General features: G+C 71.0%; 24 protein-coding genes and 1 tRNA gene. 11 read left to right on the top strand and 14 right to left on the bottom strand.

The window, feature by feature from the left end; genetic code table 11:
* Positions 1-82 precede the first annotated feature (82 nt).
* Positions 83-913, top strand: coding sequence for a class I SAM-dependent methyltransferase (locus AC6CCG_RS03325; RefSeq protein WP_496653025.1), 831 nt, complete (start codon positions 83-85; stop codon positions 911-913).
* Between the two features lie 6 nt (positions 914-919).
* On the opposite strand, the gene AC6CCG_RS03320 is transcribed toward AC6CCG_RS03325, so the two are convergent.
* From AC6CCG_RS03320 to AC6CCG_RS03310, 3 genes are all read right to left on the bottom strand, one after another.
* Positions 920-1,135, bottom strand: a complete 216-nt coding sequence (locus AC6CCG_RS03320) for a FitA-like ribbon-helix-helix domain-containing protein (protein WP_496653024.1) — start codon at positions 1,133-1,135, stop codon at positions 920-922.
* A gap of 25 nt (positions 1,136-1,160) precedes the next feature.
* Complete coding sequence (gene ileS, locus AC6CCG_RS03315; protein WP_496653023.1) at positions 1,161-4,349, bottom strand: isoleucine--tRNA ligase; 3,189 nt, start codon at positions 4,347-4,349, stop codon at positions 1,161-1,163.
* A gap of 127 nt (positions 4,350-4,476) precedes the next feature.
* Complete coding sequence (locus tag AC6CCG_RS03310) at positions 4,477-6,123, bottom strand: MFS transporter (protein WP_496653022.1); 1,647 nt, start codon at positions 6,121-6,123, stop codon at positions 4,477-4,479.
* A gap of 85 nt (positions 6,124-6,208) precedes the next feature.
* Here AC6CCG_RS03310 and AC6CCG_RS03305 point away from each other — a divergent pair, with 85 nt between their 5' ends.
* Positions 6,209-6,865, top strand: a complete 657-nt coding sequence (locus tag AC6CCG_RS03305) for a TetR/AcrR family transcriptional regulator (protein ID WP_496653021.1) — start codon at positions 6,209-6,211, stop codon at positions 6,863-6,865.
* Here AC6CCG_RS03305 and AC6CCG_RS03300 read toward each other — a convergent pair whose 3' ends face one another.
* Complete coding sequence (locus AC6CCG_RS03300) at positions 6,866-9,406, bottom strand: penicillin acylase family protein (protein ID WP_496653020.1); 2,541 nt, start codon at positions 9,404-9,406, stop codon at positions 6,866-6,868.
* A gap of 105 nt (positions 9,407-9,511) precedes the next feature.
* Here AC6CCG_RS03300 and AC6CCG_RS03295 point away from each other — a divergent pair, with 105 nt between their 5' ends.
* The 3 genes from AC6CCG_RS03295 (at position 9,512) to mscL (ending at position 11,109) form a co-directional block, all read left to right on the top strand.
* Positions 9,512-9,898, top strand: coding sequence for an FmdB family zinc ribbon protein (locus AC6CCG_RS03295; protein ID WP_496653019.1), 387 nt, complete (start codon positions 9,512-9,514; stop codon positions 9,896-9,898).
* Between the two features lie 100 nt (positions 9,899-9,998).
* Positions 9,999-10,631, top strand: coding sequence for a CpaB family protein (locus AC6CCG_RS03290; RefSeq protein ID WP_496653018.1), 633 nt, complete (start codon positions 9,999-10,001; stop codon positions 10,629-10,631).
* 118 nt (positions 10,632-10,749) lie between these two features.
* The gene (gene mscL / locus AC6CCG_RS03285) at positions 10,750-11,109 is read left to right on the top strand and encodes a large conductance mechanosensitive channel protein MscL (RefSeq protein ID WP_496653017.1); all 360 of its coding nucleotides are present in this window, start codon (positions 10,750-10,752) and stop codon (positions 11,107-11,109) included.
* Positions 11,110-11,126: 17 nt separating this feature from the next.
* Here the strand turns inward: mscL and AC6CCG_RS03280 are convergent, their stop codons facing one another.
* Complete coding sequence (locus AC6CCG_RS03280) at positions 11,127-11,474, bottom strand: hypothetical protein (protein WP_496653016.1); 348 nt, start codon at positions 11,472-11,474, stop codon at positions 11,127-11,129.
* Between the two features lie 16 nt (positions 11,475-11,490).
* Positions 11,491-12,732: a Dyp-type peroxidase gene (locus tag AC6CCG_RS03275; RefSeq protein WP_496653015.1), complete on the bottom strand. Its 1,242-nt coding sequence runs from the start codon at positions 12,730-12,732 to the stop codon at positions 11,491-11,493.
* 94 nt (positions 12,733-12,826) lie between these two features.
* Between AC6CCG_RS03275 and AC6CCG_RS03270 the strand changes: the two genes are divergently transcribed.
* The gene (locus AC6CCG_RS03270; protein WP_496653014.1) at positions 12,827-14,140 is read left to right on the top strand and encodes a right-handed parallel beta-helix repeat-containing protein; all 1,314 of its coding nucleotides are present in this window, start codon (positions 12,827-12,829) and stop codon (positions 14,138-14,140) included.
* Positions 14,141-14,439: 299 nt separating this feature from the next.
* Here the strand turns inward: AC6CCG_RS03270 and AC6CCG_RS03265 are convergent, their stop codons facing one another.
* From AC6CCG_RS03265 to AC6CCG_RS03255, 3 genes are all read right to left on the bottom strand, one after another.
* Positions 14,440-15,774, bottom strand: a complete 1,335-nt coding sequence (locus AC6CCG_RS03265; RefSeq protein ID WP_496654384.1) for a UTP--glucose-1-phosphate uridylyltransferase — start codon at positions 15,772-15,774, stop codon at positions 14,440-14,442.
* A 64-nt stretch (positions 15,775-15,838) separates the two neighbouring features.
* A complete protein-coding gene (locus AC6CCG_RS03260) occupies positions 15,839-16,864 on the bottom strand; it encodes an alpha/beta hydrolase (protein ID WP_496653013.1) in 1,026 nt (341 codons plus the stop codon).
* A 52-nt stretch (positions 16,865-16,916) separates the two neighbouring features.
* Positions 16,917-17,357, bottom strand: a complete 441-nt coding sequence (locus AC6CCG_RS03255) for a nitroreductase family deazaflavin-dependent oxidoreductase (protein ID WP_496653012.1) — start codon at positions 17,355-17,357, stop codon at positions 16,917-16,919.
* Positions 17,358-17,472: 115 nt separating this feature from the next.
* Between AC6CCG_RS03255 and AC6CCG_RS03250 the strand changes: the two genes are divergently transcribed.
* Positions 17,473-17,547, top strand: a tRNA-Arg gene (locus tag AC6CCG_RS03250).
* On the opposite strand, the gene AC6CCG_RS03245 is transcribed toward AC6CCG_RS03250, so the two are convergent.
* Complete coding sequence (locus AC6CCG_RS03245) at positions 17,507-18,400, bottom strand: alpha/beta fold hydrolase (RefSeq protein WP_496654383.1); 894 nt, start codon at positions 18,398-18,400, stop codon at positions 17,507-17,509. The genes AC6CCG_RS03250 and AC6CCG_RS03245 overlap by 41 nt on opposite strands.
* A 104-nt stretch (positions 18,401-18,504) precedes the next feature.
* Between AC6CCG_RS03245 and AC6CCG_RS03240 the strand changes: the two genes are divergently transcribed.
* Positions 18,505-19,038 carry a TetR/AcrR family transcriptional regulator gene (locus AC6CCG_RS03240; RefSeq protein ID WP_496653011.1) on the top strand — a complete coding sequence of 178 codons (534 nt, stop codon included), beginning with the start codon at positions 18,505-18,507 and terminating at the stop codon, positions 19,036-19,038.
* Here AC6CCG_RS03240 and AC6CCG_RS03235 read toward each other — a convergent pair.
* Together AC6CCG_RS03235 and AC6CCG_RS03230 are read right to left on the bottom strand one after the other, a co-directional pair.
* Entirely contained in the window at positions 19,010-19,483 is a 474-nt protein-coding gene (locus tag AC6CCG_RS03235) for a GNAT family N-acetyltransferase (RefSeq protein WP_496653010.1), read from the bottom strand. The two genes, AC6CCG_RS03240 and AC6CCG_RS03235, sit on opposite strands and share 29 nt — an antisense overlap.
* A complete protein-coding gene (locus AC6CCG_RS03230) occupies positions 19,480-20,091 on the bottom strand; it encodes a DUF4396 domain-containing protein (protein ID WP_496653009.1) in 612 nt (203 codons plus the stop codon). Before AC6CCG_RS03230 ends, AC6CCG_RS03235 begins: the two co-directional genes overlap by 4 nt.
* 82 nt (positions 20,092-20,173) lie before the next feature.
* On the opposite strand from AC6CCG_RS03230, the gene AC6CCG_RS03225 reads away from it, so the two are divergent.
* The gene (locus tag AC6CCG_RS03225) at positions 20,174-20,605 is read left to right on the top strand and encodes a GNAT family N-acetyltransferase (protein ID WP_496653008.1); all 432 of its coding nucleotides are present in this window, start codon (positions 20,174-20,176) and stop codon (positions 20,603-20,605) included.
* Here the strand turns inward: AC6CCG_RS03225 and AC6CCG_RS03220 are convergent.
* Positions 20,580-21,044 (bottom strand): GbsR/MarR family transcriptional regulator, encoded by a 465-nt coding sequence (locus tag AC6CCG_RS03220; RefSeq protein WP_496653007.1) that lies wholly within the window; start codon positions 21,042-21,044, stop codon positions 20,580-20,582. The two genes, AC6CCG_RS03225 and AC6CCG_RS03220, sit on opposite strands and share 26 nt — an antisense overlap.
* Before the next feature lie 63 nt (positions 21,045-21,107).
* Between AC6CCG_RS03220 and AC6CCG_RS03215 the strand changes: the two genes are divergently transcribed.
* On the top strand, positions 21,108-21,920 hold the full coding sequence (locus AC6CCG_RS03215; protein WP_496653006.1) for a class I SAM-dependent methyltransferase: 813 nt from the start codon (positions 21,108-21,110) through the stop codon (positions 21,918-21,920).
* Here AC6CCG_RS03215 and AC6CCG_RS03210 read toward each other — a convergent pair.
* A complete protein-coding gene (locus tag AC6CCG_RS03210) occupies positions 21,917-22,903 on the bottom strand; it encodes an NAD-dependent epimerase/dehydratase family protein (RefSeq protein WP_496653005.1) in 987 nt (328 codons plus the stop codon). The two genes, AC6CCG_RS03215 and AC6CCG_RS03210, sit on opposite strands and share 4 nt — an antisense overlap.
* A gap of 102 nt (positions 22,904-23,005) precedes the next feature.
* Here AC6CCG_RS03210 and AC6CCG_RS03205 point away from each other — a divergent pair, with 102 nt between their 5' ends.
* Complete coding sequence (locus AC6CCG_RS03205) at positions 23,006-24,997, top strand: glycoside hydrolase family 2 protein (protein WP_496653004.1); 1,992 nt, start codon at positions 23,006-23,008, stop codon at positions 24,995-24,997.
* The last annotated feature ends 40 nt before the right edge of the window (positions 24,998-25,037 follow it).

The following is a 25,037-nucleotide window of genomic DNA, read 5'->3' as shown; positions in this document are numbered from 1 at the left end:
GTACAGATCCAGCACTGGAACGGCGGCGCCGGCGGCCGGACCCTGGTGCGGTCAGGAACGAATCGATCCCCAGGGGGAACGCATGAACACAACCACCACGTCACCCACCGACGCCGATCAGGCGCTCAAGGCCAAGCACCGAGCCCTGTGGGCGCTGGGCGACTACCCGTCCGTCGCGGTCGACCTGGTCGCCCCGCTCGGCCCGGTGCTCGTCGAGGCCGCCGCCGTGACGGCCGGCGACCGGGTGCTCGACGCCGGGGCCGGGACCGGCAACGCCGCCATCCCGGCCGCCCGTACCGGCGCCGACGTGACCGCCTCCGACCTCACCCCGGAGCTGCTCGCCGTCGGCCGGGCGGCCGCCGAGGCCGAGGGCGTCGCGCTGACCTGGCGGGAGGCCGACGTCGAAGCGCTGCCGTTCCCGGACGACGCGTACGACATCGTGCTGTCCTGCATCGGCGCCATGTTCGCCCCGCACCACCGGCGCACCGCCGACGAACTGCTCCGCGTCTGCCGGCCCGGCGGCCGGATCGCCATGATCAACTGGACGCCGGAGGGCTTCATCGGACAGCTGTTCGCCACCATGAAGCCGTACGCGCCGGCGCCGCCGCCCGGTGTCGAGCCGCCGCCGCGCTGGGGCGACGAAGATCATCTCCGGGAGCTCTTCGGCGACCGGGTCCGCGACCTGCGGCTGCGCCGGCAGGAGCTGATCGTTGATCATTTCGAGGACGGGCCGGCCTTCCGGACGTACTTCAAGGAGAACTACGGCCCGACCATCGCCGTCTACCGGGCGATCGCCGACGACCCGGACCGCACCGCCGCCCTGGACCGGGAGATCGACGACCTGGTGGCCCGCTTCCTGTCCGGCGGGGCCATGCCGTGGGAGTACCTGCTGGTGCTGGCCGAGAAGGGGTGAGGAGGCTCAGGCTTCAGGCACCGGCAGTTCGACTCCACCGGATTCATCACCGGCCGCCTTCAGCGCCCAGATCCAGGTCCGTTCCTCGCGCTCTGTGGCGTCGAGGGCATCGAGGAGGATCGCGCGAGCCTCGGCTTCCACCAAGCGGCCATGCGCGGCCGCGCGCTGCCGCAGTCGTTGCTCGGCGTCGGCGGGCAGATCGTGGATCGTGATGTCACCCATGGCTCCACCTCCGCAGACAAGGCTCTCACAGCTGCACGACGGTGACGCCGAGTCGCTGGCCCTCGCCGACCTCCACGGTGTCGTTGCCGGTCGGCTCGGTGACGGTGAGCCGGTCGGTCAGGGTCTCGGCGACGATCAGGTCCCGGTGGGTCTGGATCGCCGCCCGGACGTCGTGATCACCGGCCAGGGTGAGCTCGATCCGGTCGGTGATCTCCAGGCCGGCGTCGCGGCGGGCCTGCTGCACGGCGCGTACGACGTCGCGGGCCAGCCCCTCGGCGGCGAGGTCCGGAGTGACGGCGGTCTCCAAGATCACGAAGCCGGCGTCCGGCAGCAGCGCGACGGCGCGTCGATCATCGGCTCCGGCCTGGTCGGCGACAGTGTGCACGGCGTACTCCCCTTCCAGCAGGGCGATCCCGCCGGCCGTGACCCGGCCGGCGTCGTCGACCGACCAGTCGCCGATCTTGCTGGCCCGGATCGCCGTCTGGACGTCCCGGCCGAGCCGCGGCCCGGCGGCGCGGGCGTCCACCCGCAGCTCCCGGTGGACGCCGAGCGTCGCCGGATCCACGTCGGCCGGGTCGAGCAGGTCGACCTCGCGGACGTTCAGCTCGGCGGTGATCACCTCGGTCAGCCCGGCCAGCGAGGCGGCGTCGGCGGAGACGACGGTCAGCCGGGCCAGCGGCAGCCGAACCCGGAGCCCCGCCGACTTGCGCAGGGCCGACGCGGTCGAGCAGATCGTCCGGGCGCGTTCCATCGCCGCGACCAGCCCGTCGTCGGCCGGCAGTCGATCGAGATCGGGCCAGTCGGTCAGGTGCACCGACCGGCCGCCGGTCAGGCCGCGCCAGATCTCCTCGCCGACCAGCGGCAGCAGCGGCGCCATCGCCCGGACCGCGGCCTCGAGCACCGTGTGGAGGGTGTCGAACGCGGCCAGGGCCTCCTCGGATTCCCCGTTCCAGAAGCGATCCCGGGACCGCCGCACATACCAGTTGGACAACGTGTCGAGGAAGTCCTTGACGTCGTCGCAGGCGTCGGCGATGTCCAGCGCCTCCAGATGATCACCGACCGCCGCGACGAACGTCCGGGTCCGGGCCAGGATGTAGCGGTCCAGGACGTGCTCGGCGTCCTCGACGATCTTGGCCTGGTAGCCGTGGCCGCCGCGCGCGACACCGGCGTACAGGGCGAAGAAGTGCCAGGTGTTCCAGAGCGGGATGATCACCTGCCGGACGCCCTCGCGGATGGCCGGCTCGGTGACCACCAGATTGCCGCCGCGCAGGATCGGCGACGACATCAGGAACCAGCGCATCGCGTCGGCGCCGTCCCGGTCGAACACCTCCCAGATGTCGGGGTAGTTGCGCAGCGACTTGCTCATCTTCTGCCCGTCGCTGCCCAGCACGATGCCGTGACTGAGGCAGTTCCGGAAGGCCGGCCGGTCGAAGAGCGCGGTCGCCAGCACGTGCATGGTGTAGAACCAGCCCCGGGTCTGGCCGACGTACTCGACGATGAAGTCGCCCGGGAAATGATCATCGAACCAGTCCGCGTTCTCGAACGGGTAGTGCACCTGGGCGAACGGCATCGACCCGGAGTCGAACCAGACGTCCAGCACGTCCGGCACCCGGCGCATGGTGGAGCGCCCGGTCGGGTCGTCCGGGTTGGGCCGGGTCAGCTGGTCGATGTAGGGCCGGTGCAGGTCCGGCACCGGCACCCCGAAGTCGGCCTCGAGCTCGGCCACGGAGCCGTACACGTCGATCCGCGGGTGGGCCGGGTCGTCCGACACCCAGATCGGGATCGGGCTGCCCCAGAAGCGATTCCGGCTGATCGACCAGTCCCGCGCGCCGGCCAGCCAGCGGCCGAACTGGCCGTCCTTGATGTGCTCGGGCACCCAGCCGATCTGCTGGTTCAGCTCGCCCATCCGGTCCCTGATCTTGGTCACCGCGACGAACCAGCTGGTCACCGCCTTGTAGATCAAGGGGTTCCGGCAGCGCCAGCAGTGCGGATAGGAGTGCCGGTACGGTGCGCTGCGCAGCAACACCGTGCCGGCCGACACCCGGTCCGACCCCGCGCGCAGGTCGTCGATGATCTTCAGATTGGCGTCCAGCACCAGCAGCCCGGCGTACTCGTCGACGGGAGCGGTGAACCTGCCGCCGGCATCGACCGGCAGCACCGGCTCGATCCCTTCGGCCCGGGCGACGTCGAGGTCCTCCTCGCCGAAGGCGCCGGCGTTGTGCACCAGCCCGGTGCCCTCGTCGGTGGTGACGAAGTCGGCCGCGACGATCCGGTGCGCACCTGGATGGCCGGCGAAGTAGTCGAACGGCGGCGTGTAGGACCGGCCGACCAGGTCGGTTCCCTTCAGGCGTTGGACGACCGTGCCGTCGGCCAGCTCCGGGTAGGAGGCCAGCAGGGCGTCGGCGATCACGTACCGCTCACCGCCCGCCTCGACGACCACGTAGTCGATCGCCGGTCCGACCATGATCGCCAGGTTGGACGGCAGGGTCCACGGAGTCGTCGTCCAGATCAGCGCCAGCTCACCGGTCTCCAGTCGCAGCCCGACCGTGACCGACGGGTCCTCGCGGTCCTGGTAGACGTCGTCGTCCATCCGCAGCTCGTGCGAGGACAGCGGCGTCTCGTCGTTCCAGCAGTACGGCAGCACCCGCAGGCCCTGATACACCAGGCCCTTGTCGTACAGGGTCTTGAAGCCCCACAGCACGCTCTCCATGTAGTCCCGGTCGAGCGTCTTGTAGTCATGATCGAAATCGACCCAGCGCGCCTGCCGGGTCACGTAGCGGACCCATTCCTCGGTGTAGCGGAACACCGACTCCCGGGTCGCCGCGTTGAACTTCTCGATGCCGAGCTCGAGGATCTCGTCCCGCCGCTTCAGGCCGAGCTGGCTCATCGCCTCCAGCTCGGCGGGCAGCCCGTGGGTGTCCCAGCCGAACCGCCGCTCCACCCGGCGGCCGCGCATGGTCTGGAACCGCGGCACCACGTCCTTGACGTAGCCGGTGAGCAGGTGCCCGTAGTGCGGCAGCCCGTTGGCGAACGGCGGACCGTCGTAGAAGACGAACTCGTTCGCCCCGCGGTCGCCGGCGGGCCGCTGCTCGATCGAGGCGCGGAAGGTGTCGTCCGTCTTCCAGTACGCCAGCACCCGCTCCTCCAGCTCGGGCAGGCTCAGGCTGGACGGGACGCGGTCGTGATCACCGGTGGTCGCCTTCGGGTAGTTCATGATCGTCTTTCGTCTCGGTCACCAGGCCCGAGGACGATGTCACCACCGCGGTACCACCTCGATTGCCGCTCCGGCCGGGCCGGGGCGACCACTCGTCGCGGGCTGTGACGGGCCCACCCGTCCGGTTCTACTGCAGCTTCCCGCGGCGTAGGCCGTTGCGATCGGGAGAGTCTGGTTCTTCCGGAGGCTCGCCGGTGATGGCCGGGTCAACGCCGTGCTGGAACGATGGTAGCTCGCTCCGGCCGCCGGTTGCCGCACCCTTTTCCTCCGGTACGGATCCGGCCCGCCGGACCAGCCGCGGGATGAGCACGGCCAGCGCGGCCAGCACCGCGGTCCCGCACACCGCGACGGCGGACAGGCTGTCGACGAAGACCGAGCGGGCCGCGGTGATCATCGTCTCCGCCAGCTCCGGGCTCAGCTCCCGGGCCGACCCGACGGCGCCGGCCAGGGTCGTCTCGGCGGCCTCCCGGACCGGACCGGGCAGCCCGGCCGGCAGCACGCCGTCGATGGTGGCCCGGTACAGCGCGGTGCCGACCGAGCCGAGCACGGCCACCCCGAGCGCGGCACCGAGTTCGTTGCCGGTCTCCGAGATCGCCGAGGCGGCGCCGGCCCGGTCCGGCGGCGCCGCCGCGACGACCAGGTCGGTCGCGATTGTCAGCGCGACGCTGAGCCCGAAGCCGAAGATCAACTCAGCGGCGACGACGACCGGCAGCCCGCCCGCGTCCGGGGTGAAGATCAACACCGCGACGCCCGCCGCGGCCGCGGCGAACCCGATCAGGAAGGACCGCGGCGCCCCGACCCGGGCCCGCAGCTTCGGCGAGAACACGGCACCGGCGGCGACGGTGATCATGCCGGGCAGCGTCCACAGCGCGGCCGGCAGCGGGTCCAGCCCGAGCACCAACTGCAGGTACTGCGTCAGATAGAGATTCACGCCCAGCAAGGCGAACAGCGACATCATCCCGCCGAGCACCGAGCCGCAGACGGCCGGCCGCCGGATCAGGTCGAGATCGACCAGCGGAGTGGCGAGCCGGTGCTGCCGGCGGACGAAGCCGAACGCCGCGGCGACGCCGATCAGCAGTGCCAGCGCGGTCCAGCCGTCGAACGCGAGCCGTTCCGCGGCGTGCTTGATCGCCCAGACGATCGGCAGGATCGCGCCGATCGACAGGACGACGCTGAGCGGGTCCAGCCGGTCCGGCCGCGGGTGCCGGTACTCGGGCACCAGGATCGCGGTGCCGATCAGCATGATCAGCACGACCGGAAGATTGATCAGGAAGACCGAGCCCCAGGGCAGGAACTGCAGCAGCACGCCGCCGACGACCGGGCCGAGTGCCGAGCCGCCGGCGAACGCGGCGCTCCAGATGCCGATCGCGGTCGCCCGCTGGCCGTCGTCGTGGAACAGGTTGCGGATCAACGAGAGCGTCGACGGCATCAGGGTGGAGCCGCCGATCCCCATCAGGGCCCGCGCGATGATCAACTGCTCCGGGCTGCTCGCGAACGCCGCCAGCGCGGAGGCCAGGCCGAACACCGCCGCGCCGATCATCAGCAGCCGGCGGCGCCCGATCCGGTCGCCCAGGTTGCCCATGGTGATCAGCAGGCCGGCCAGCAGGAAGCCGTACACGTCGAGGATCCAGAGCAGCTCACCGGCGCTCGGCCGCAGGTCCTCGGACAGCCGCGGCACCGCCAGGTAGAGCACCGAGATGTCCATCGACGTGATCATCACCGGCAGCAGCAGGGCCGCCAGCCCGAGCCACTCCCGGGTCCCCGCCCGTGCCATCGCCTCTCCCTTCGCCGCCAATTTGCGTACGCCGTACGCACGAGTTGCGTACACTATACGCATGGGTTCGCTAGACTGCCAAGCCATGGCGGTGCAGCGAGGAATCCTGAGCGAGGCAGCGATCGTCGAGCACGGCATCGCGCTGGCCGACGAGGGCGGGCTGGACGCCGTCTCGATGCGGGCGATCGCCGAACGGCTCGGCGCCGGCGTGATGTCGCTCTACCGGCACGTACCCAACAAGGAGCGGCTGGTCTCGGCGATGGTGGACGCGGTGATGGCGCGGTACGCCTACCCGGATCACGACGGACGGACCTGGCGGGAGAACCTGACCACCCTCGCCGAGTACGACTGGGCGATGTATCTGGAGCATCCGTGGGTGCTGACCGCGACCGTGACCAGTCGCCCGCCGATCGGGCCCAGCACGTTGCGATCGATGGCGTGGGCCCTGACCGGCATCGCCGAACTGCGCCTCGGACCTCAGGACGCGGTCAGCGCGATCATGGCCGTCGCCGGCCATGTCCAGGCCGTCGCCCTACTCGCCACCTCCGAGGCCCGGCACGCGGCCGCATCGGGCGAGGACAACGTCACCTGGTGGCGGCGCCAGGTGCGCGACGCCGGCGGTCCGCACCAGCCCGAACTGGAGCCGATGCTGGAGGGCTACGCCGAAGCCGATCCGGAACAGTGGCTGCGCTTCGACCTGGCGTTGATCTTGGACGGGATCGAGCGGCTGGCCGGCCGCTGATCACTCGCCGGGCCGGAGCTCCAGCCGCTGCGTCGTGGCCGCCTCCACCTGAGCCCGGCCGGCCAGGAACGGCCAGGTCTCGTTGCGGGCCCAGAGCTGGGTCTGGTCGTCGTAGTTCGGGTGGTAGGCGTGGCCGGAGACGCCGGACTGATTGACCCAGCGGGAGCGATCAAGATCACCGAGGTCGATCAGCATCCGCATCGTCGGCCCGTTGATCACCCGGTACGGCTCGTCGAGACGGTAGCCGAGCGCGTTCACCACGGCCGGCCCGCCGGGAACGGCGAAGTCGCCGCGGTTGAAGATTGCCTCGACCGGCGGGATCCCGCTGGCACCGAGGGTCTGGTGCCGCAGTGTCACCCGATGCAGCTTGCCCCACTCCCAATGGTTCGTGTCGCGGGCGATCTTGGAGGTGATCTCCTTGCGGGCCTCGATCATCGCCCGCTCCAGCATGTCGTCGCGGCGCTCGGTGACGTCCGGCGTCGCCCGGTCGTCCCACCAGTCCGCCTTCGGCTGCTCCAGCAGGCGGGACAGCACTCCGTACCAGCGATCGCCGCCGGCCGGCCAGAGCCGTTCCGGCAGCTCGTCGCGGAAGGTGACCTCGAGCAGGTTGTTCACCACGACGTTGAAGTAGGCCGCGGCCGCCGAGTCCGCCGGTGTGCCGTAGTCCCAGCCCACCAAGGTCTTCTGGCCCTCGGCCACCCACGGATCGTCGACCTTGATCTTGAGCAGCAGCGGCACCAGGTCGGCGGCGAACCGGTTCGTGTCGACGTAGAAGAGCTGCTCGGCCTGATCGAGCGTCAGGTCCTCGGCGTTGGCCAGCCGGTCGGTCAGCTCCTGGCTGCGCCACCCGTACGAATAGTCCGAGCCGAGCCGGTACGGGTAGCCCTTCCCGATGATCGGCTGGTTGGCGGCGACGAGGTAGCCCTCCGGCGGATTGAGGCTGTACGGCAGCGCCTGGTACGGGAGCAGCCCGCGCCAGTCGTAGGCCGGGTCCCAGCCCGGGGCGAGAGTGCGGCCGTCGCCCTTGCGCCGCGCCGGCAGCTGGCCCGCCAGCTGGTAGCCGATGTTGCCCTCGACGTCGGCGTACACGATGTTCTGGGAGGGCGCACCGAACCTCGCCAGCGCCTTCCGGAACTGCTCGAAGTTCCCGGCCCGGTTCAGGCCGAAGATCGCGTCCATGGACCGGCTCGGCGTCAGGGCGACCCAGTTGAGCGCGATCCCGTAGTTCTTGCCGTCGTCCGGCTGGCCACCGGAGAGCTGCCCCAGGTCCTGGTCGACGTCGGACAGCAGCGGACCGTGCTTGCCGGTCCGGATGATCAAGGTCCGCGGCTCGTCCTCGCCGCGTACGGTGATCTGCTCGGTGCGGACCTCGAGCGGCTGGAAGGCATTGCCGACCCGCACCGTGTTGCCCTGCAACTCTTCCAGGTAGAGATCCTGGACGTCGGCGTAACTCGTGGTCAGGCCCCAGCTGATCCTGGCGTTCCGGCCGATCACCACGCCGGGCATGCCCGCGAAGCTGAACCCGCTGACGTCGAACGGGCAGGCGTCGGAGACCACCCGGCAGTGCAGCCCGACCTGGGCGAACACCGACGGGATCGAGGTGGCCAGGTGCGGATCGTTGCCCAGCAGCGGTTTCCCGGACTCGGTCCGCGAGCCGGCGACGACCCAGGAGTTGGAGCCGACCTCGGCGCCCAGGTCATCCGGCGCGACCAGCTCGGGCAGCGCCGCCGAGATCCGGCGGACGGTCTCCAGAGCCGGGACGGCCGACCGGCGTTGGGCGTCGGTGAGCGAGGCCGCGGCACCGGTCACCGGGCCGCCCGGCGTGAAGGCGCCGTCGTTGACCTTGCCGGAGCCGACGATCGGGGCGAAGTCGTGCAGGGGGTAGTCCGGCCACAGCTCGGCGGCCCGCTCGCTGCCCACCGCGGCGGCCGTGAGCGCCTGGTCGATCTCCTGCTGCCGGTTCGCCCCGAGGTCCCAGGCCATCGCCTTCAGCCAGGCCAGCGAGTCGACCGCGGTCCAGTCCTCCGGCCGGTAGTTCAGCCCCTGGACGCCGAGCAACGCGTACTCCAGGGACAGGTCGCTGGTGCCGCGTTCCCGGAGGTAGGCGTTCACGCCGGAGGCGTACGCGTCGAGATAGCGCCGGGTCTCGGCCGACAGCAGCTCGAGCTCCTGCTCGGCCACCCGGCGCCAGCCCATCGTCCGGATGAAGGCGTCGGTGTTCACCTGGGACGGCCCGAACAGCTCGGACAGCCGGCCGGCCGTGATGTGCCGCCGCACGTCCATCTCGAAGAACCGGTCCTGGGCATGGACGAAGCCCTGCGCCGCGAACAGGTCCTGCGGGTCGTCGGCGTAGAGGTGCGGCACCCCGCGTGCGTCGCGCAACACCTCGACCGGCCGGGACAGCATCGGCAGCGAGAGCTGGCCCTCGGTCTGCGGGAACGAGCGCCGTACCGTGGTCACGCCGAGGCTGGACAGCCCGCCCAGCGCGAGCACGACGATGATGACGGTCAGGATCAACCAGCGCGGCAGGCGACGAGGCACCGGGTCAGCCTATTGGTTCGACTCGCCCACTCGATTAGCAGTCGGTATGCTTGAGTGCCAGCGGGACCACCACACCGGGCCCGGGAGCAGGAGAACCCGAACACCATGCCTACCTATCAGTACCGATGCACCGCGTGCAGCAACGAGCTCGAGATCGTGCAGAAGTTCACCGACTCGCCGTTGACCACCTGCCCGGAGTGCTCCGGATCGCTGCGCAAGGTCTTCAACGCCGTCGGCGTCGTGTTCAAGGGTTCCGGTTTCTATCGCACCGACAGCCGGTCGGACGGCAAGTCCGGCGGCAGCGGTACGAAGTCGGACTCGTCCTCCTCCTCGTCGTCGTCCGGCGAGAGCAAGTCCGACGCGGCGAAGAAGAGCGACTCGTCCTCCTCGACGACGTCCTCGTCCTCGGACTCCGGCTCGGCCAAGTCCGGCTCCGCGAGCTCGAGCAGCTCCGGGTCCAGCGGCTCCAAGGTCAGCGCCGGCGCCGCCTGACTTGTCCACAGGCGCGGCCATCGCCGTGCAACTGTGGACAGCGTGAACGGCCCGCGCCCTCCTGCTTAACCTCCTCGGGCGAGAACCCGAGGAGGTCATCGTGCAATCCCCATCCCGTCGGTCCGGGCTTCGTCAGGCCTGGCGCAGCCTGGCCCGCGCCGTGTCGTGGCACCGGCGCAAGCTGGCCGTCGTCGCGGCCGTGCTGGCCGTGCTGACCGGTATCAACGCCGCGGCACCGCAGCCGCCGGACACCGTCACCGTGCTCCGGGCCGTCGACCTGCTGCCCGGCGGCAGGCCGGTCGCCGAGGGCCAGGTCCGGGCCGCGGAGGTCGCCGTCGGCTCGGTCCCCGACGAGGCCCTGACCGACCCCGGGCAGGCGATCGGCCGGCTCGTCGCGGGGCCGGTCCCCGCGGGCCAGGTGCTGACCGGCTACGACCTGGTCGGCGAACGGTCGGTCGGTCCCGGCCGGCTGCTGGCTCCGGTCCGGCTCGCCGATCCCGGCCTGGCGGCGGTGCTGCGGCCCGGCGACCTGGTGGACCTGCTGGCCGCCGACGGCCAGGGCGGGCCGGTCCGGACCGTCGCCGAGCGGGCCCGGATCGTGACGATCCCGGTGAACGAGGAACCGGCCCCGGAGGCGGGCGGCGTGCTCGTCCTGGTTGAGGCCGACGCCGAGACGGCCGCCGAGCTGGCCCGGGCCGCGAGCGTCTCGACCCTGTCGGTGCTGCTCCGCTGAGGGCAAGATCATTTCGGCAAGATCATTTCCGCCAAGATCGTCTCTGCTAGTGTCCCTGTGATCTTGGTCGCAACGACGACGGGCGACCCAGTCAGCGAAATGCCAAGGAGGAGCAGGGGTGAAGGGCTTCAAAGAGTTCCTGATGCGAGGGAACCTCATCGAGCTTGCCGTTGCGGTCGTCATGGCCACGGCGTTCGGTGCGGTGGTCACGGCACTGGTCAACATCATCTTGGACCTGGTCGGCAAGGTCGCCAACGTCGACAGCTTCAGCACGGTCGCGGTCGGCGGGATCAACATCGGCGCGTTCCTGTCCGCGCTGATCACGTTCCTGATCATCGCGTTCGTGGTCTATTTCGGCATCGTGCTGCCGTACAACCGGCTGCGCGAGCGGTTCAAGAAGGAGGAGCCGGAGGCCGCCGCGACGACTGAGGAACTGCTGACCGAGATCCGCGACCTGCTGCGCGACCGGCAGGGCTGACCCCGCCGACTCCGGCCTCAGCCCCCGTGATGCGGGGGCACCTCACGGAGCAGCCGGAGATCATCGGCATCCGGCGCCGCGGTACGGCGCACCGGGCGGTTCGGCGGCGGATCGATCCGGCGCCGCGCCTGCTCGATCGCGGCGTGCAGTTGGGCTGCGCTCAGGCCGGCCCGCAGTTCGGCCGGGACGGGATGCGGCCACGGCTCGCCCGCCGAGCGCACCGCGGAGGCATGGGCCCGGAGCGGCGCCGTGCCGCCGAGGCGCTCGATCAGGTCGTCCGGATCGGTGACTCCCGGCGCGGAGTCCGGGTCGCCGGCGAGGGCGTACGCGATCGCGCGGACCAGGGCGGGATCGGCGTCGGGCATGTCGGAAATCGTAGGGCTAGCGTGGCAGCGTCGAGCCGAGCGGCCGGTCGGCGGTGAAGCCCGGCAGGATCAGGAACGTGCCCGACGCGGTGGTCCGGGTGAACTCCATCAGCGCGTCCTGCTCGTCCATCCGGGCCTGGGTCCGGGTGAACGTGAGCAGGGACCGCTGGAAGGCGACGAAGATCAGGCCCTGGTCCTGCGGCCCGCGCGAGTAGGAGTAGCTGCGCCGCAGCATCAGGCCGGGGGCGCCGGACGGCAGCGGGTGGGCCCGCCGGACATGGGCGTCGACGGCGATGGCCCAGACGCCCTGCTCGTTCTTGGTCTGCAGGTTCGGGTCCTCGTCCAGCGTGCCGCCGGAGAGCGGCACCCCGCTCCCCCGCTTCCGGCCGATCGCGGCCTCCTGCCGCTCCACCGGGAGCCGGGCGAAGCCGGCGACGTCGATCGGCATGATCCGGACCACGGCGATCGACCCACCGGCCAGACCGGCCGCATCCCCGGGGGCGCCGCCCTGCTCCTTGGTGCCGTCGCCGTCGGCGACCCGGTCGGCATCGGTCAGCCAGACGTCCGCGCCCAGCTCGGCCTCGGTCCGCGGCACGCTGATGCCGTCGTAGAAGCCGAGCAGGTTGCGGGCGGCCGGGCCGTCCAGCGCACCGCGGAAGCCGGACAGCTGCCAGCGCGCCGTCACCGCCCCGGAAAGTCTGGTCAGCAGGGCCTGCTCGGCCAGCACGATCACGGTCGGGTCGTCGGCGCAGACCTGCAGCAGCAGATCACCGCCGCGGGACGCATCGGTCAGGTCCTCGCGGCGGAAGCGTGGCAGATCCTGGCTGCCCGGACCGCCGCCGCGGATGGCCGTGACGACGGCCGGCCCGATGCCGACGGTGACCGTCAGCCGGGCCGGCGGCACGCCGGCCAGGGCCGGGTCGGTGCCGCTGGTCAGCGCCGCGATCGTCTGGCCGAGTTCGGCGAGCAGCTCGAGCGGGCGGACGCCGGCGGTCAGGTCGGCGACGGTCAGGCCGATGTGGCCCTGCCGGACCGCCGGCCGGGCGATGCCGGCCTGCTGCGGCCCGTACGGGTCCACCAGCTGGGACTCCGGCTCCGGCGTGGCCGACGTGTTCGTGGACGGGACTGTCTCCGCAGCGCTCGGTGCCACCCGGCCGAGACCGTACCCGACTCCCGCCGCACCGACGGCGACGATGCCACCGCCGAGGACCAAGCGACGCCGCAGATTTCCCGGATCGGAACGATCCTGTTCAGGCATGTCGGAATCCTAGGGGCAGTCGCCCCGGCGGGTCCGGCGACGCCGTCCGGCCGCGGTTCCGCTCCCGCTGGGCCACCCGGTTAGATTGTCCCCCATGCTTCTACGCCGCTGGGCTCTCGCCGTGGTGCTGGTCGTGCTGGTCGCGGCCGGCGGCTGTGGCCAGCCCGAGGTCGAGGTCCGACCGCCCGGAGACGGCCCGGTGACCATCAAGGTCCCCGGTGACGCCACCACGATCCAGCAGGCCGCCGACGCCGCCCGGCCGGGCGACACGATCCAGGTGGCACCGGGAACGTACGGCGAGAGTGTGGCGCTCAAGACCCCCGACGTGACCCTGGTCGGGACCGACCGGAACGCGGTGATCATCGACGGCGGCGGCCTGCGCGGCAACGGCATCGTGGTCACCGCCCCGCGGGTCACGGTCGCCAACCTGACCGTCCGCGGCTTCAACCTGAACGGCGTGTTGATCACCGGCCTGGTCGACGAGAACGGCGGCCTGGCCAGCGGCAGCGACGGCTACCGGCGGCTGGACGAGAAGAAGTTCCCCCCGCTGCAGGGCTTCGCGGTCCGTTACGTCACGGCCTCCAACAACGCCCTGTACGGGATCTACGCGTTCGACTCGCAGAACGGCGTGATCGAGAACAACTACGCCTCCGGGCACGCCGACTCGGGCATCTACGTCGGCCAGTGCGACGACTGCAACATCGTGGTCCGCAACAACATCTCCGAGTTCAACGCGGTCGGCTACGAACAGGCCAACGCGAGCAACGTGGTCTCGGTGGTGCGGAACAGGTTCACCAACAACCGGGTCGGGATGACCCTGCTGTCGGACTACCAGGAGGCCTACGTCCCGCAGCGGAAGGCCCTGATCGCCGGCAACCTGATCGCCGACAACGACGCCGAGAAGACGCCCGAGCAGGCCGAGGGCGCGTACGGGATCGGGATCGGCATCTCCGGCGGCCAGGACAACGAGCTGACCAAGAACCTGATCACCGGCAACCCGACCGCCGGCATCGTGATCTCCTCCTCCGAGGACATCGCGCCGCTGGACAACCGGCTCACCGGCAACGTCGCCCGGGAGAACGAAGTCGATCTTGCCTACGTGGCGACCGAACGAGCGCCCGGCTCCGGCAACTGCCTGGACGGCAATGATTTCAGCTCCACCCTGCCGACCGGGCTGGACCACATCTGGGCCTGCCCGCAGGGCGGGGCGAAGGCCTCCGGCGAGAAGTGGAGCCAGCCGGCCGCCCCGCGCGGCATCTCGTTCCGCGACGTGATCAAGCCGCCCGAGCAGCCGCAACTGCCGGACGCCGCCCGGTCCGCCAAGCCCGAGGCCCCGAAGCTCTCCGAGAAGGAGACCGCGCTCCCCGCCGAGGACCTCTGGGCCAAGTACGCCCACCCCACCCCCTGACGCCGACCGGTCACCAAAGCAGCGGTTCTTGCGGCGTGTCGCTGCGTAGGTGACCGGTCGGTGGGGTGGCCCAGCGTGTCGCGACCGGCTGACCGGAATCCAGCGCACTCGAGCGAAGTGTGGCCGAGGCACGCCGGTTCCGCCGAAGTGCGCTCGATTTCGGTCACCGGTGCGGACGCGGCTTGGTCGACCGGACGGATCTGCCGGAGACAGGCCCGCTCTCCGCACCGACCAGTCAGTTCTGCAGCGACACGCCGCAAGAACCGCTGCTTTGGTGACCGGTCGGCGGGTCTTTCGGGTCAGGCGTCGCCGAGGACGGGTGGGACCTGGCCGCCGGGGCCGTCGAGGACGGCTTCGCCGACGACGCGTACCGGCTGGTCGAAGGTCCAGTCGCCGCGGACCGAGAGCCGGGTCGCCTCGCGCAGCGACGGCACGACGCGGATCCGCTCGTCGAAGTCCTGGATCGTCTTGTAGTGGGCCGGGTCGAGGTCGACCAGCGGCATCGGGTCGGCGGTGCTGACCAGGCGGCCGTCGTCGGCGACCCGGTACGCGTCGGAGCGGAGCAGCAGCAGGTCGTTGGTCGTCTTGACCGGCAGGAAGCGCTCCCGGCCGACGCCGATTGCGGTGGCCCCGTCGAACACCTCGACGGCGGCGCCCATCGCCGACTCGACCTGGATCACCTTGGGCGAGGACGGGTCGGTCGGGTCGACCGTCTTCTCGTTCCTGATCATGGGCAGGCCCAGCACGCCGTTGCGTTCGGCCAGCGTGGCGGCCAGCACCTCGAGGTCGAACCACAGGTTGTTGGTGTGGAAGTACGGGTGCCGGTGCTCGTCGGTGAAGTAGTCCATCTCGTCGGCCGAGGTCTGCGCGGTGTCCCGCAGGATCAGCCGGCGATCGGACTTCCGGATCGCCAGGTGACCGCCCTTGCGGTCGGCGGCCGTCCGCCGGCACACCTCGGCCGCGTACGGCGCCCCGCTGGCCGCGAACCAGCCGGCGATGGTGGCGTTCGGCGCCGCCCCGAGGTTGTCGGAGTTGGACACCGACGCGTACCGGAAACCCTGCTCCAGCAGGCGATCCAGCAGGCCGGAGGCGGCCAGCGCCGGGTAGAGGTCGCCGTGCCCGGGCGGGCACCACTCCAGGCTCGGGTCGGCCGGCCACTCGACCGGGGTCAGGTCGTCGGCGCGCAGCTTCGGCTCGGAGTTCTGCAGGAAGTCCAGGTCGAGCCCGGCGACGGGCAGCTGGGGGTGCCGGAGCAGCTGGTCCAGGGTGTCGTCCCTGGTCCGGAAGCTGTCCATGAAGATCAGCGGCAGCCGGGCGCCGTGCTCGGCGCGGGCCGCCAGCACCTGCCCGGCGATCAGGTCGAGGAACGTCGCGCCGTCGCGCACCGGCAGCAGCGACTTGGCGCGGTCCAGGCCCATCGAGGTGCCCAGACCGCCGTTCAGCTTGATGATCACGGTCCGGTCGATCGCCCGGCGCGCGTCCTCCGGATCCAGCTCGACCTCGCTGAGCAGGTCGGGATCGGTGAGCGGCTCGATCGAGTCCTCGGCGATGTAGCCGGTGCTGCCCTGCTCCAGCTGCCGGTAGTAGTCGGTGAAGACGTTGATCGCCTGCTCGGCGACGCCGGCCTCGGCCATCTTCTGCTGGGCTCGCTGCAATCCGTCGGTCACAGGCAACGATCGTAGGGCAGCGCCTCCGGGGTCAGGGGGCGGGCTTGATCGCCTTCAGCAGTTCGACGGTCTCCTTGATGATCACGCCGCGCAGGTTCCGGTCCGCCGCCGCATCGCCGGTCTCGCCGCCGTAGTCGCCGTAGACGTCATGGGTGGCACCGTCCAGCGCCACGTAGCGGGTCTTCGGCGGCAGCAGGTCCTTCGCCGCGTCCACCCGGGCCGGTGTGGTCTGGTCGTCGGCCGAGCCGAACAGCGACAGTGCCTGGAAGTCGTCGCGTTTGATCTTGGCCGACGGGTACGAGGCGTAGAGCACCAGCCCGTCCACCCGATCGTCGCTGTCCAGGTACGCCGCAGCGGCGACGCCGCCCAGCGAGTGCCCGGCCACCGCCCAGGCGTCGATCTCGGGATGCACATTGATCACCGAGCGGGCGTGGTCGATGTCGATCATGGCCAGCGAGAGCGGCACCTTGAGCACGGCGACCAGGTAGCCGGCCTCGGCGAGCGGCCGCAGCATCGCCGCGTACGCCTGGGGATCGACCCGCCCGCCCGGGTAGAAGACGAAGCCGGTGGTCGGTTCGATCACGTTGTCGTAGCGGTCACGGCGGTCCGGGACGAGTTCGTACCAGGTGAGTTTGTCGACGACTCGTACCGTTTCGTCCGACCGGAGTTCACCGAGCGCCGGCTCGACCGCCACCCGCGGGCTCGCGTACCCGACCGCGACGACGAGCACCAGCCCGATGATCATGGCCGGTACGGCGAGCGCGATCCGCCGCTTCACCTGCCGCTGGATCTCCTCGGGCGTGCGCTGCCGGGGCCGCCGGCCACTGCGGTCGACCTGGTCGTAGCGTTCGCCGAGGATCAGGCTGCCGATCCCCCAGGCGATGCCGATCACGCCGATGACCAGGCAGATCACGGTCAGGATCAGATTGACCGGATGCCCGGCCAGGGTCGCCCGCAGCGCGTTCACCGCAACCAGGGTCGGAACGATGATCATCGCCGCGCCCAGCACCAGCCAGGCGCAGGCGACGATGATCCGGCTCTTGATTCGGACCGCCATGAGCGCAGAGTCTACGGACGGGTGGACCGCCCGTGCGCCACATGGCCGCTGGTCAGGCCCCGACCGGCGTCAGGACGAAGACCTGGATCTCGCGGTCGGTCTTGGTCTGGTAGTTCGCGTAGTCGGGCCACGACTCCACCGCACGCTCCCACCAGACGGCGCGTTCCTCGCCGGTCACCTCACGGGCGCGGTAGTCCTTCTTGACCGGGCCGTCCTGCAATTCGACCTCGGGATGGGCCAGCACGTTGTAGTACCACTTCGGCGGCTTCGGCGCCCCGCCCAGGGAGGCCACCACCGCATACTCGCCACCGTGCTCGACCCGCTGCAGCGGCGTCTTGCGGACCTTCCCGCTCTTCGCGCCCAGCGTGGTCAGCACGACCACCGGGCGGCCCCGGTTCGTGGTGCCTTCCCGACCTCCGGACGCCTCGTACAGTTCGACCTGGTTCCGGGCGAAGTCCGACGGGCTGGGTTCATATTCTCCGTTCAAGGGCATGTCACCCGTAACTCGCCTAGCACCTTCGATATTCCTAGTGGCCCGGACGGGCGATCGGTCGGGCCCGCTTCGACTGGCCCGACCGAGCCGGGCCGGGGTAGCGTTGCCGCGTCACGCCCCCGTAGCTCAGGGGATAGAGCAGAGGTTTCCTAAACCTTGTGCGCAGGTTCGAATCCTGCCGGGGGCGCCACCTTCCGGACGGCGTCGACGATCAAGGACGCGACGACCGGGCGGACCCGTCGCGGCAGTTCGTGGCCCATCCCGGCCACGACGTGCAGCCGGGCGTCCGGGATCTCCCGCGCCAGTGCCGCGCCGTTGCCCGGCGGGAACAGCGGGTCGTCCTCGCCGTGGATCACCGTAACCGGTACGGCGATCTCACCGAGCCGCTCCCGCCAGCGGTCGCCCTGCGGCGCGACGGGATGGTTGGTCAGCATGGCTCCAAGATCACGGGTTCGCTCGACGACCGTCGCCGCCAGGGCCCGGGCATCTTCGAGGTCGAAGGGCCGCTGCGCGCTCGCGAAGGGCCGTTCGCCGTCCACCAGATAGCCGACCCAGCCCGCCCGGTCGGCCGGCTCCGGGGTGGGCGCGTCGGCGGCGAAGGCGGCCAGCAGTTCCTCGGTCACCTCGGGCAGGTCGGGATCGTTCGGGCCGTGCGCGACGGGCCGGGAGGCGATCAGCGTCAGGGACTGGACCCGACTGGGATGCCGCAGGGCGGCCAGTTGCGCGACCCAGCCGCCCTGGGAGAAGCCGACCCAGTGCGCCTGCCGTACCTTCAGCGCGTCGAGGACGGCGACGGCGTCCTCGACCAGGTCAGGCAGTCCGTACCGGGGCGCACCGGCCGGATCGGCCGAGGCCTCGCCGGTGTCCCGCTGGTCGAACCGGATCACCCGGAACCCCGCCGCCACCAGCGCCTCGCAGAGGTCGGGCCGCCAGAAGTCCAGCGAGCAGCCGGTGCCGGCCACCAGCAGCACCACCGGGCCGGGCCCGGCCGGCGACCGCTCCTCGACCACCACGTGCCCATCTCGAACCGGGACTTTCCTCATCGTCACCACTCCCTCGGTTGCTGCCTCGTCTGGTGCTTCTCGTCGGGTGCTTCTCGCCCTGGTACTGTACCGTCTGGACGGTACAGTAGATCGGAGAGTGACCGATGGCAAGAAGGCGACCGGAAGAGACCCGGGCCCGACTGCTCGACGCGACGAGGCAGATCCTGGTCGAGCGCGGTGCGGGTCAGTTGACCCTGGACGCCGTGGCCGAACTGGCCGGGGTCTCCAAGGGCGGACTGCTCTACCACTTCCCCTCCAAGTCGGCCCTGATCGAGGGGCTGGCCGAACGCCTGCGCGACTACACGGCGGCCAACGTGCGGCGAGCGGCGGAGGACGGCGCGGTGCGTACGTTCCTCGAGACCTCCCGGCCCGGCGGCGTCGAGGCAGAGCACTACTGGGCCGTGTTCAGTGCCCTGCGCAGCGGGATCGAGGTGAGCCAGGAGACCCGTGACCTGGTCCAGGAGGTCTTCAGCGTGTGGAGCGACGCACTCCGCGCCGAGGTGGACGACCCGGTGCTCGCCGACATCATCCGCCTGGTCGGCGACGGGCTCTACCTCGGTGCTGTGCTCGGGCTCGAGCCGCTGGAGCCCGCGGCCGTCGAGCGCGTCTTCACTCGGCTGGGCGTCCCGACACCCTGAAGCGATACAACTGTATCGTCCAGGTCGGCTCGGCGGTCGGTTGCGAGCCGCACCAGCGCGCGCCCATCGCCTCGTAGAAGGCCGCCGCGTTGGGGTCGGCGCCGATCCGGAACTCCGCGACCCCGAGGTCGCGCGCCGTCCGCACGGCGTGCTGCCACAGCGTCCGCCCCAGGCCGCGGCCGATCTGGTCGGCGTCGAGGAACATCCGGTCCAGCAGCAGGCCACCCTGGTCCTCGGTGAAGCTGTAGAAGCCGAGCCGCCGACCGTCGCCGTCGACGAGCACCTGCACCCGGTTGTCGCGGACGTACGCCGCCGAGATCCTGCGCGCGTCCCCGGCCCAGTCGAAGTAGCCGTCCGGATAGCCCCAGTGCGAGGCGGACCGACTCTGGAGCTCCTCCAAGTCCCGCGCCTCGCGCGGCTCGGCGCGGCGGAAGCGGGTGATCATGAGCCACCTTCCGTGCTCCCGGACGGGATCGCATGATCATCGGCGGTGCCGAGCTCGTCGGCGATCGCGACGATCAGGCCGCCCAGCATGAACGCGACCAGCACCGCGACCAACGCGCAGGTACGGAACGACGGAATGAACCGGCGGGCGCCCCGGTCCGCGGCCTCGTCGTGATAGCCATGGGTGAGCGCATGCCCCTTCCCGCGCCCCAGCAGCCAGCGGTTGACCGGGTACGCGGCAGCGAAGGCCGCGGCGAACGCGATCATCATCCCGACCCAGAAGACGATGTTGACCAGACCGGCCTCCATCGCGCCGGGGATGATCATCATCACGAGGTTGTCGACGATCTCCATGGTGGCGATCGAGGCGGTGTCGGCGGCCAGCACGATCCGCAGTGCGGCACCGACGGCGAGCCCGGCCCTGAGCAGCGGCAGCGTCGACAGCAGGTAGCCGAAGAAGAACGCCAGCGCGATCGAGATCGCGATCGTCGGCGCGGTCGGCCAGCCGGCGGCGGTGCCGATCAGCAGGCCGGTGATCTCGCCGATGGCACAACCGGTCAGGCAGTGCAGCGTCGCGCTGACGGCCATGCCGTTCACGCTGTCGGTCACGAGTCCTCCCGGGGCGTCGGGCGAGGGTCCCCGAGCAGGCATACCCATTGTGCGCCGGGCTCACGCCGCGCAGGATCGACGGGTGATCACCTTGCTGCGGTTCGAACGTTCCCACCTCGACGGCGTGGTCCGACTCTGCGAGGCCGAGGGCTGGCCGTCGTTCCCGGCCGATCCCGAGCGCGCCGTCCGGGTGCTGACCGCTCCCGGCGTCACCACGGTGGTCGCCGTCGAGGACGCTACGGTGCTCGGCTTCGCCCAACTGTTCAGCGACGGCGAACTGCAGGCGTTCCTGGCCCTGCTCGCGGTGGACCGGGAGCGCCGTGGCGCCGGGATCGGCCGGTCGCTGGTGACCGAGGCGCTGCGACTGGCCGGCGGAGCGCGGGTCGACCTGCTCAGCGAGCCGGAGTCGCTCGGGTTCTACCGGTCCTTCCCGCATGTCGAGAGCCCCGGCATCAGGCTCTATCCGACCCGGACCAGCGACCAGGGACTCACTGGTCGAGGCTCTGCCATTTGACCATCGCCTGCCGGATCTCCTCGCGCATGAAGGCGAAGAACCGGCGGGTCTCGTCCAGCCGCCGCCCGGCCGGGGTGTCGGCGCCCAGCACCTCGATGCCCTCGTCGGCCCCGCTCTGCAACCGTACGAAGACGGGGTCGGACTGGCTGATGAAATGGCTCCAGGTGTGTTCGTGGATCCGGCAGAAGTCGCGCCGGGTCCCGGGATCGCGGCCGCGCTCGACCAGCCGGACCTGCACCAGATACTTGACCGCACCCGAGACGGCCGACGGGACCACGCCCAGCCGCTCGGCGAGGTCGGCCGGCGCCAGCGTCCCGGAGTCCTCGACGACCAGCGCCGCGTACACCCGCGCCGCCATCCTGGGCATGCCCGACTCGATCATGATCTGAGCGAACCGTTCCCGGAACGCGGCCACCGACTCGTCCCTCGCTGCCGTCACCCCTGCAGTTTAGAGGCTGCAAGAACTTCACGAAATTCATGACATACGAGTACGATGAGGGGCGTGGCCGACCACGAACTCGCCGGGGTCCAGCGGACCCTCACGCCGGTGCTCCGGGCCAAGGCGCTGGACAACCGGCTGCCCGAGCCGGTGCTCGGCGACAGTTGGGCCGAGCGGACGATGCGGGCACTGGACCCGGACTACGACCGGGGCCGGTTCGCGACCAGTCAGGCCGGGATCGGCGCAGTCGTCCGGGCCAAGGCGCATGACGACTGGGCGCGCGACTTCCTCGCCGCCCATCCCGACGCGGTGGTGCTGCACCTGGGCTGCGGGCTCGACGCCCGCGTCTTCCGGGTCGATCCGCCGGCCACCGTCGACTGGTACGACCTCGACTATCCGGACGTGATCGCCCTGCGCCGCGAGCTGCTGCCCGAGCGCGACCACACGACCATGATCGGGACCAGCGTGACCGACCCGGCCTGGCTGGACCGGATCCCTCGCGGCCGGCCGGTGCTGATGATCGCCGAAGGACTGGTGCCGTACCTGACCGTGGACGAGGTGCGCCGACTGCTCACCGATCTCGTGGCGGCGTTCCCGCTCGGCCAGTTCCAGTTCGAGACCTGCCCGACCTGGATCCAGCGCACCTCGGCCTGGGATCCGACGCTGCGCAAGTACGGCACCAGGTTCAATTTCGCCTGCAACGACCCCGCCGGCCTGGCCGACTGGCATCCGCGACTGCGCTACCTCGGCGAGACGCCGATGAACGACTCGCCGTTGATCTCCCAGGCACCCGCGAGCATCCGGCTGCTGTACGCGATCATGAACGCACTCGGCATGCGGAAGTCCATGCGGATCGTCCGCTACGCCTTCGCTTAGCCCCGCGCGGCCAACAGTTCCTGCTCCTCGGCCGGGGTGAGCCCGGCCTTCCGGTCCCGATCCAGCCCGCGCTCACGCTCCTCGGCCAGCGCCTGCTCGACCGTCTCGGCCGGCGGCCGCCGGGTCAGTCCGTCGGCGACCGCCCGCTCGACGCTGCGGGACATGAAGCCGGCGTACTCGGCACCGGGCAGCCACAGCGGCAGCGAGCGCGGCCCCATCCACGGCTCGACGCCCTGCTCCAGCAGCCACTCCCCCGGCACCGGTACGACCTCGCCGGCGAAACCGGCGGCGGCGCGGGCCAGCTCGAGAATCTCGCCGAACGGGATCTGCTCGCCCAGCACGTTGTACGGCCCGGTCAGCCGCTCGTCCCCGGCCAGCAGCAGCCAGGCCGCCAGGTCGCGGACGTCGATGGTCTGCGTCGGCTGGTTCGCGGCGTCGGGGACCAGCACCGGCCCACCGTCCCGGGCGAACCGGCCCGGCCAGTAGCCGAACCGGTCACTCTCGTCGCCACAGCCGCCGATCAGGCCGACCCGGGCCAGGACGACGCGGTCGCCGAGCGCGTCCCGGCAGGCCTGTTCACAGGCCACCTTGCCCTCCCCGTACTGCTCGACGGTCGCGACGTCGCCGTCGAGCGCGGGCAGCAGCGGGTCCGACTCGTCGACGCCTGGGCGACCGTGCTCCGCGTACACGGAACAGGTCGAGACGAAGACCCAGTGCCGGGCCCGATCCGCCAGCGCCCGAACGGCCCCGCGCACCTGACCGGGCTGCCGGCTGACGTCGACCACCAGGTCCCAGTCCGTGTCGGCGACCTCGCCGTACGCGTCCGGGCGTTCCCGGTCGGCCTTGATCAGTGCGGCGCCGTCGGGCACCCCGGCACCGGCGCCCCGCGCCAGGCAGACCACCTCGTCGCCGCGGGCCACCGCCTGCCGGGCCAGCTCGCCGCCCAGCCAGGCCGTACCGCCGAGAATCAGGACTTGGCTCATGCACCCATTCCAGCCGGTACGGCAGCGCCGGGGCCAGCCCACTTCGCCCGCAGCAGAAATTGGCCCTGGTTCGACCTCCAGGCGCGATGTTAGCGTTAACACATGCCTTGGTCGCCAGCCCGACTGCGTCGTCGGGCCCTGATCGCCGGCGCCGGCCTGACCGCGCTGGCCTCGACGCTCCCGTACACCGCACGTGCCGAACCCGGCTCCGACCGCGAGCCCTCCGGCACCGAACTCCGCACGATCGACGGCACCGTCGTCGTGTTCAGCTACGGCACCGTGCTGCCGTCCCTCGACGGCTGGACCACGCACGAACCGACGCGCGACTACCTCGACCTGGACGGCCGCTGGAAGTTCGCCTACGACCGTGACGGCACCGGCGAGGCGGCCGGCTGGCAGCGGCCCGGCTTCGACGACGGCGGTTGGGGTTCGATCGCCGTACCGTCGTCGTGGGACCTGCGCGACAACGACGGCTGGGCCGGTTACGACGGCGCCGACTTCGGCAAGGGCGGCAGCCTGATCGACGGCTACGGGTGGTACCGGACCAAGATCGAGATCCCGGCCGGGTGGCGGGGCCGGCACGTCCGGCTCGCCTTCCTCGGCGCGTTCTACCGCGCCGATGCCTGGGTGAACGGGACCTGGCTCGGCACCCACGAGGGCGGCCACACGCCGTTCGCGCTGCCGGTCGACGGCACCGCACTGCGACCCGGCCGGACCGCGACGATCGCGATCCGGGTGCACCGGGCCGCCACCTACACCGCCTACGACGGGACCGGCCAGCCGATCGCCGCCGACCGGGCGCTGCCGTCCGGGCCGGTCGACTACTGGCCGTACGCGGGACTGACCCGCTCCCTCTGGCTGGAGGCCGTGCCGGAGGTGACGGTGGCGAAGCTGCTGCTGAACGCCGGCGGGTCGACCCTGGACGCGCGCGCCGTGATCGAGAACCACAGCGACCGCACGTTCCGCGGCAAGATCATCATCGATCCCGGTCGGCGCGCCGGCGGACGGCCGGTCACACTGGCGGTCGCAGTCCCGGCCGGCGGCGTCGCCGTGGCCGCGGCCGACCTGCCGATCCCCCGGGCACCGGAGTGGAGCCCGGCGAGCCCGACCGTGCTGCGCGCGACGGCGACGCTCACCGGGACCGCCGGCCGGCCGATCACGGACACCCTGTCGTCGACGTACGGGCGCCGCACCGTGAGCGTCGGTCAAGATCAACTTCTGCTGAACGGGACGCCGGTCTTCCTCAAGGGCTACAACTGGCACGAGGAGACCGACCGGAGCGGCCGGTCGCTGACCCGAGCCGAATATGATCATGAACTCGGCCACGCCAAGGAGCTCGGCGCCAACCTGCTCCGGAACGCGGTCTACCAGCGGCACCCGTACGTCACGGACTGGGCCGACCACAACGGCGTACTGCAGCTGGACGAGTGGGACACGATGTGGATCTCCGAGGCCCAGCAGGCGATCCAGCTCGACTACGGCCTCTCCGCGGCACTCGCCGCGGCCACCGTCTGGCACAACCACAACCACCCGTCGGTGATCATGTGGGGGCTGCAGAACGAATGCACCCCGAACACGCCGACCTACCGGGCCTGGCTGGCCCAGATGCGGGATGCGGTGAAGGCCGTCGACCTGGCCGACCGCCCGGTCACCTGGGCCTCGGCGACCAGCTGGGACGAGGCGTTCGACCTGGCCGACGTGGTCGGCTTCAACGAGTACTTCGGCTATTTCTACGGCAAGAACGAGGACCTCACGCCGACCCTCGACCAGGTCCACGCCAACCATCCCGGCAAGCCGATCCTGATCACCGAGAACGGCACCTGGTCATTCTGGGGCAACCACGGCGACCCGGCCGAGGCCGGCACCGAGGAACACCACGCGGCCTACTTCCAGGCCCACTGGGACCAGGTCGTCGCGAAGCCGTACGTCGCCGGCTACGCGTTCTGGGTGCTCAAGGACTACAAGCAGCGCCGGAACTACAACATGGAGTTGAACGGCCTGTCCTACATGGGAATGCTGCGCTGGGACGGCGACACCCCGAGGGTCGTGTACGACACCTTCCGGGCCGCCCCACCGCCGGACTGGGCCGGCTGAGACAGGCCCGCCCAGGGCTTCCGCGACCCCGCCCCGACAG

Source organism: Microlunatus sp. YIM B11417 (assembly GCF_059617205.1).
The sequence above is the reverse complement of the archived record's forward strand: the minus strand, read 5'-3'. Positions and strand labels throughout refer to the sequence as shown.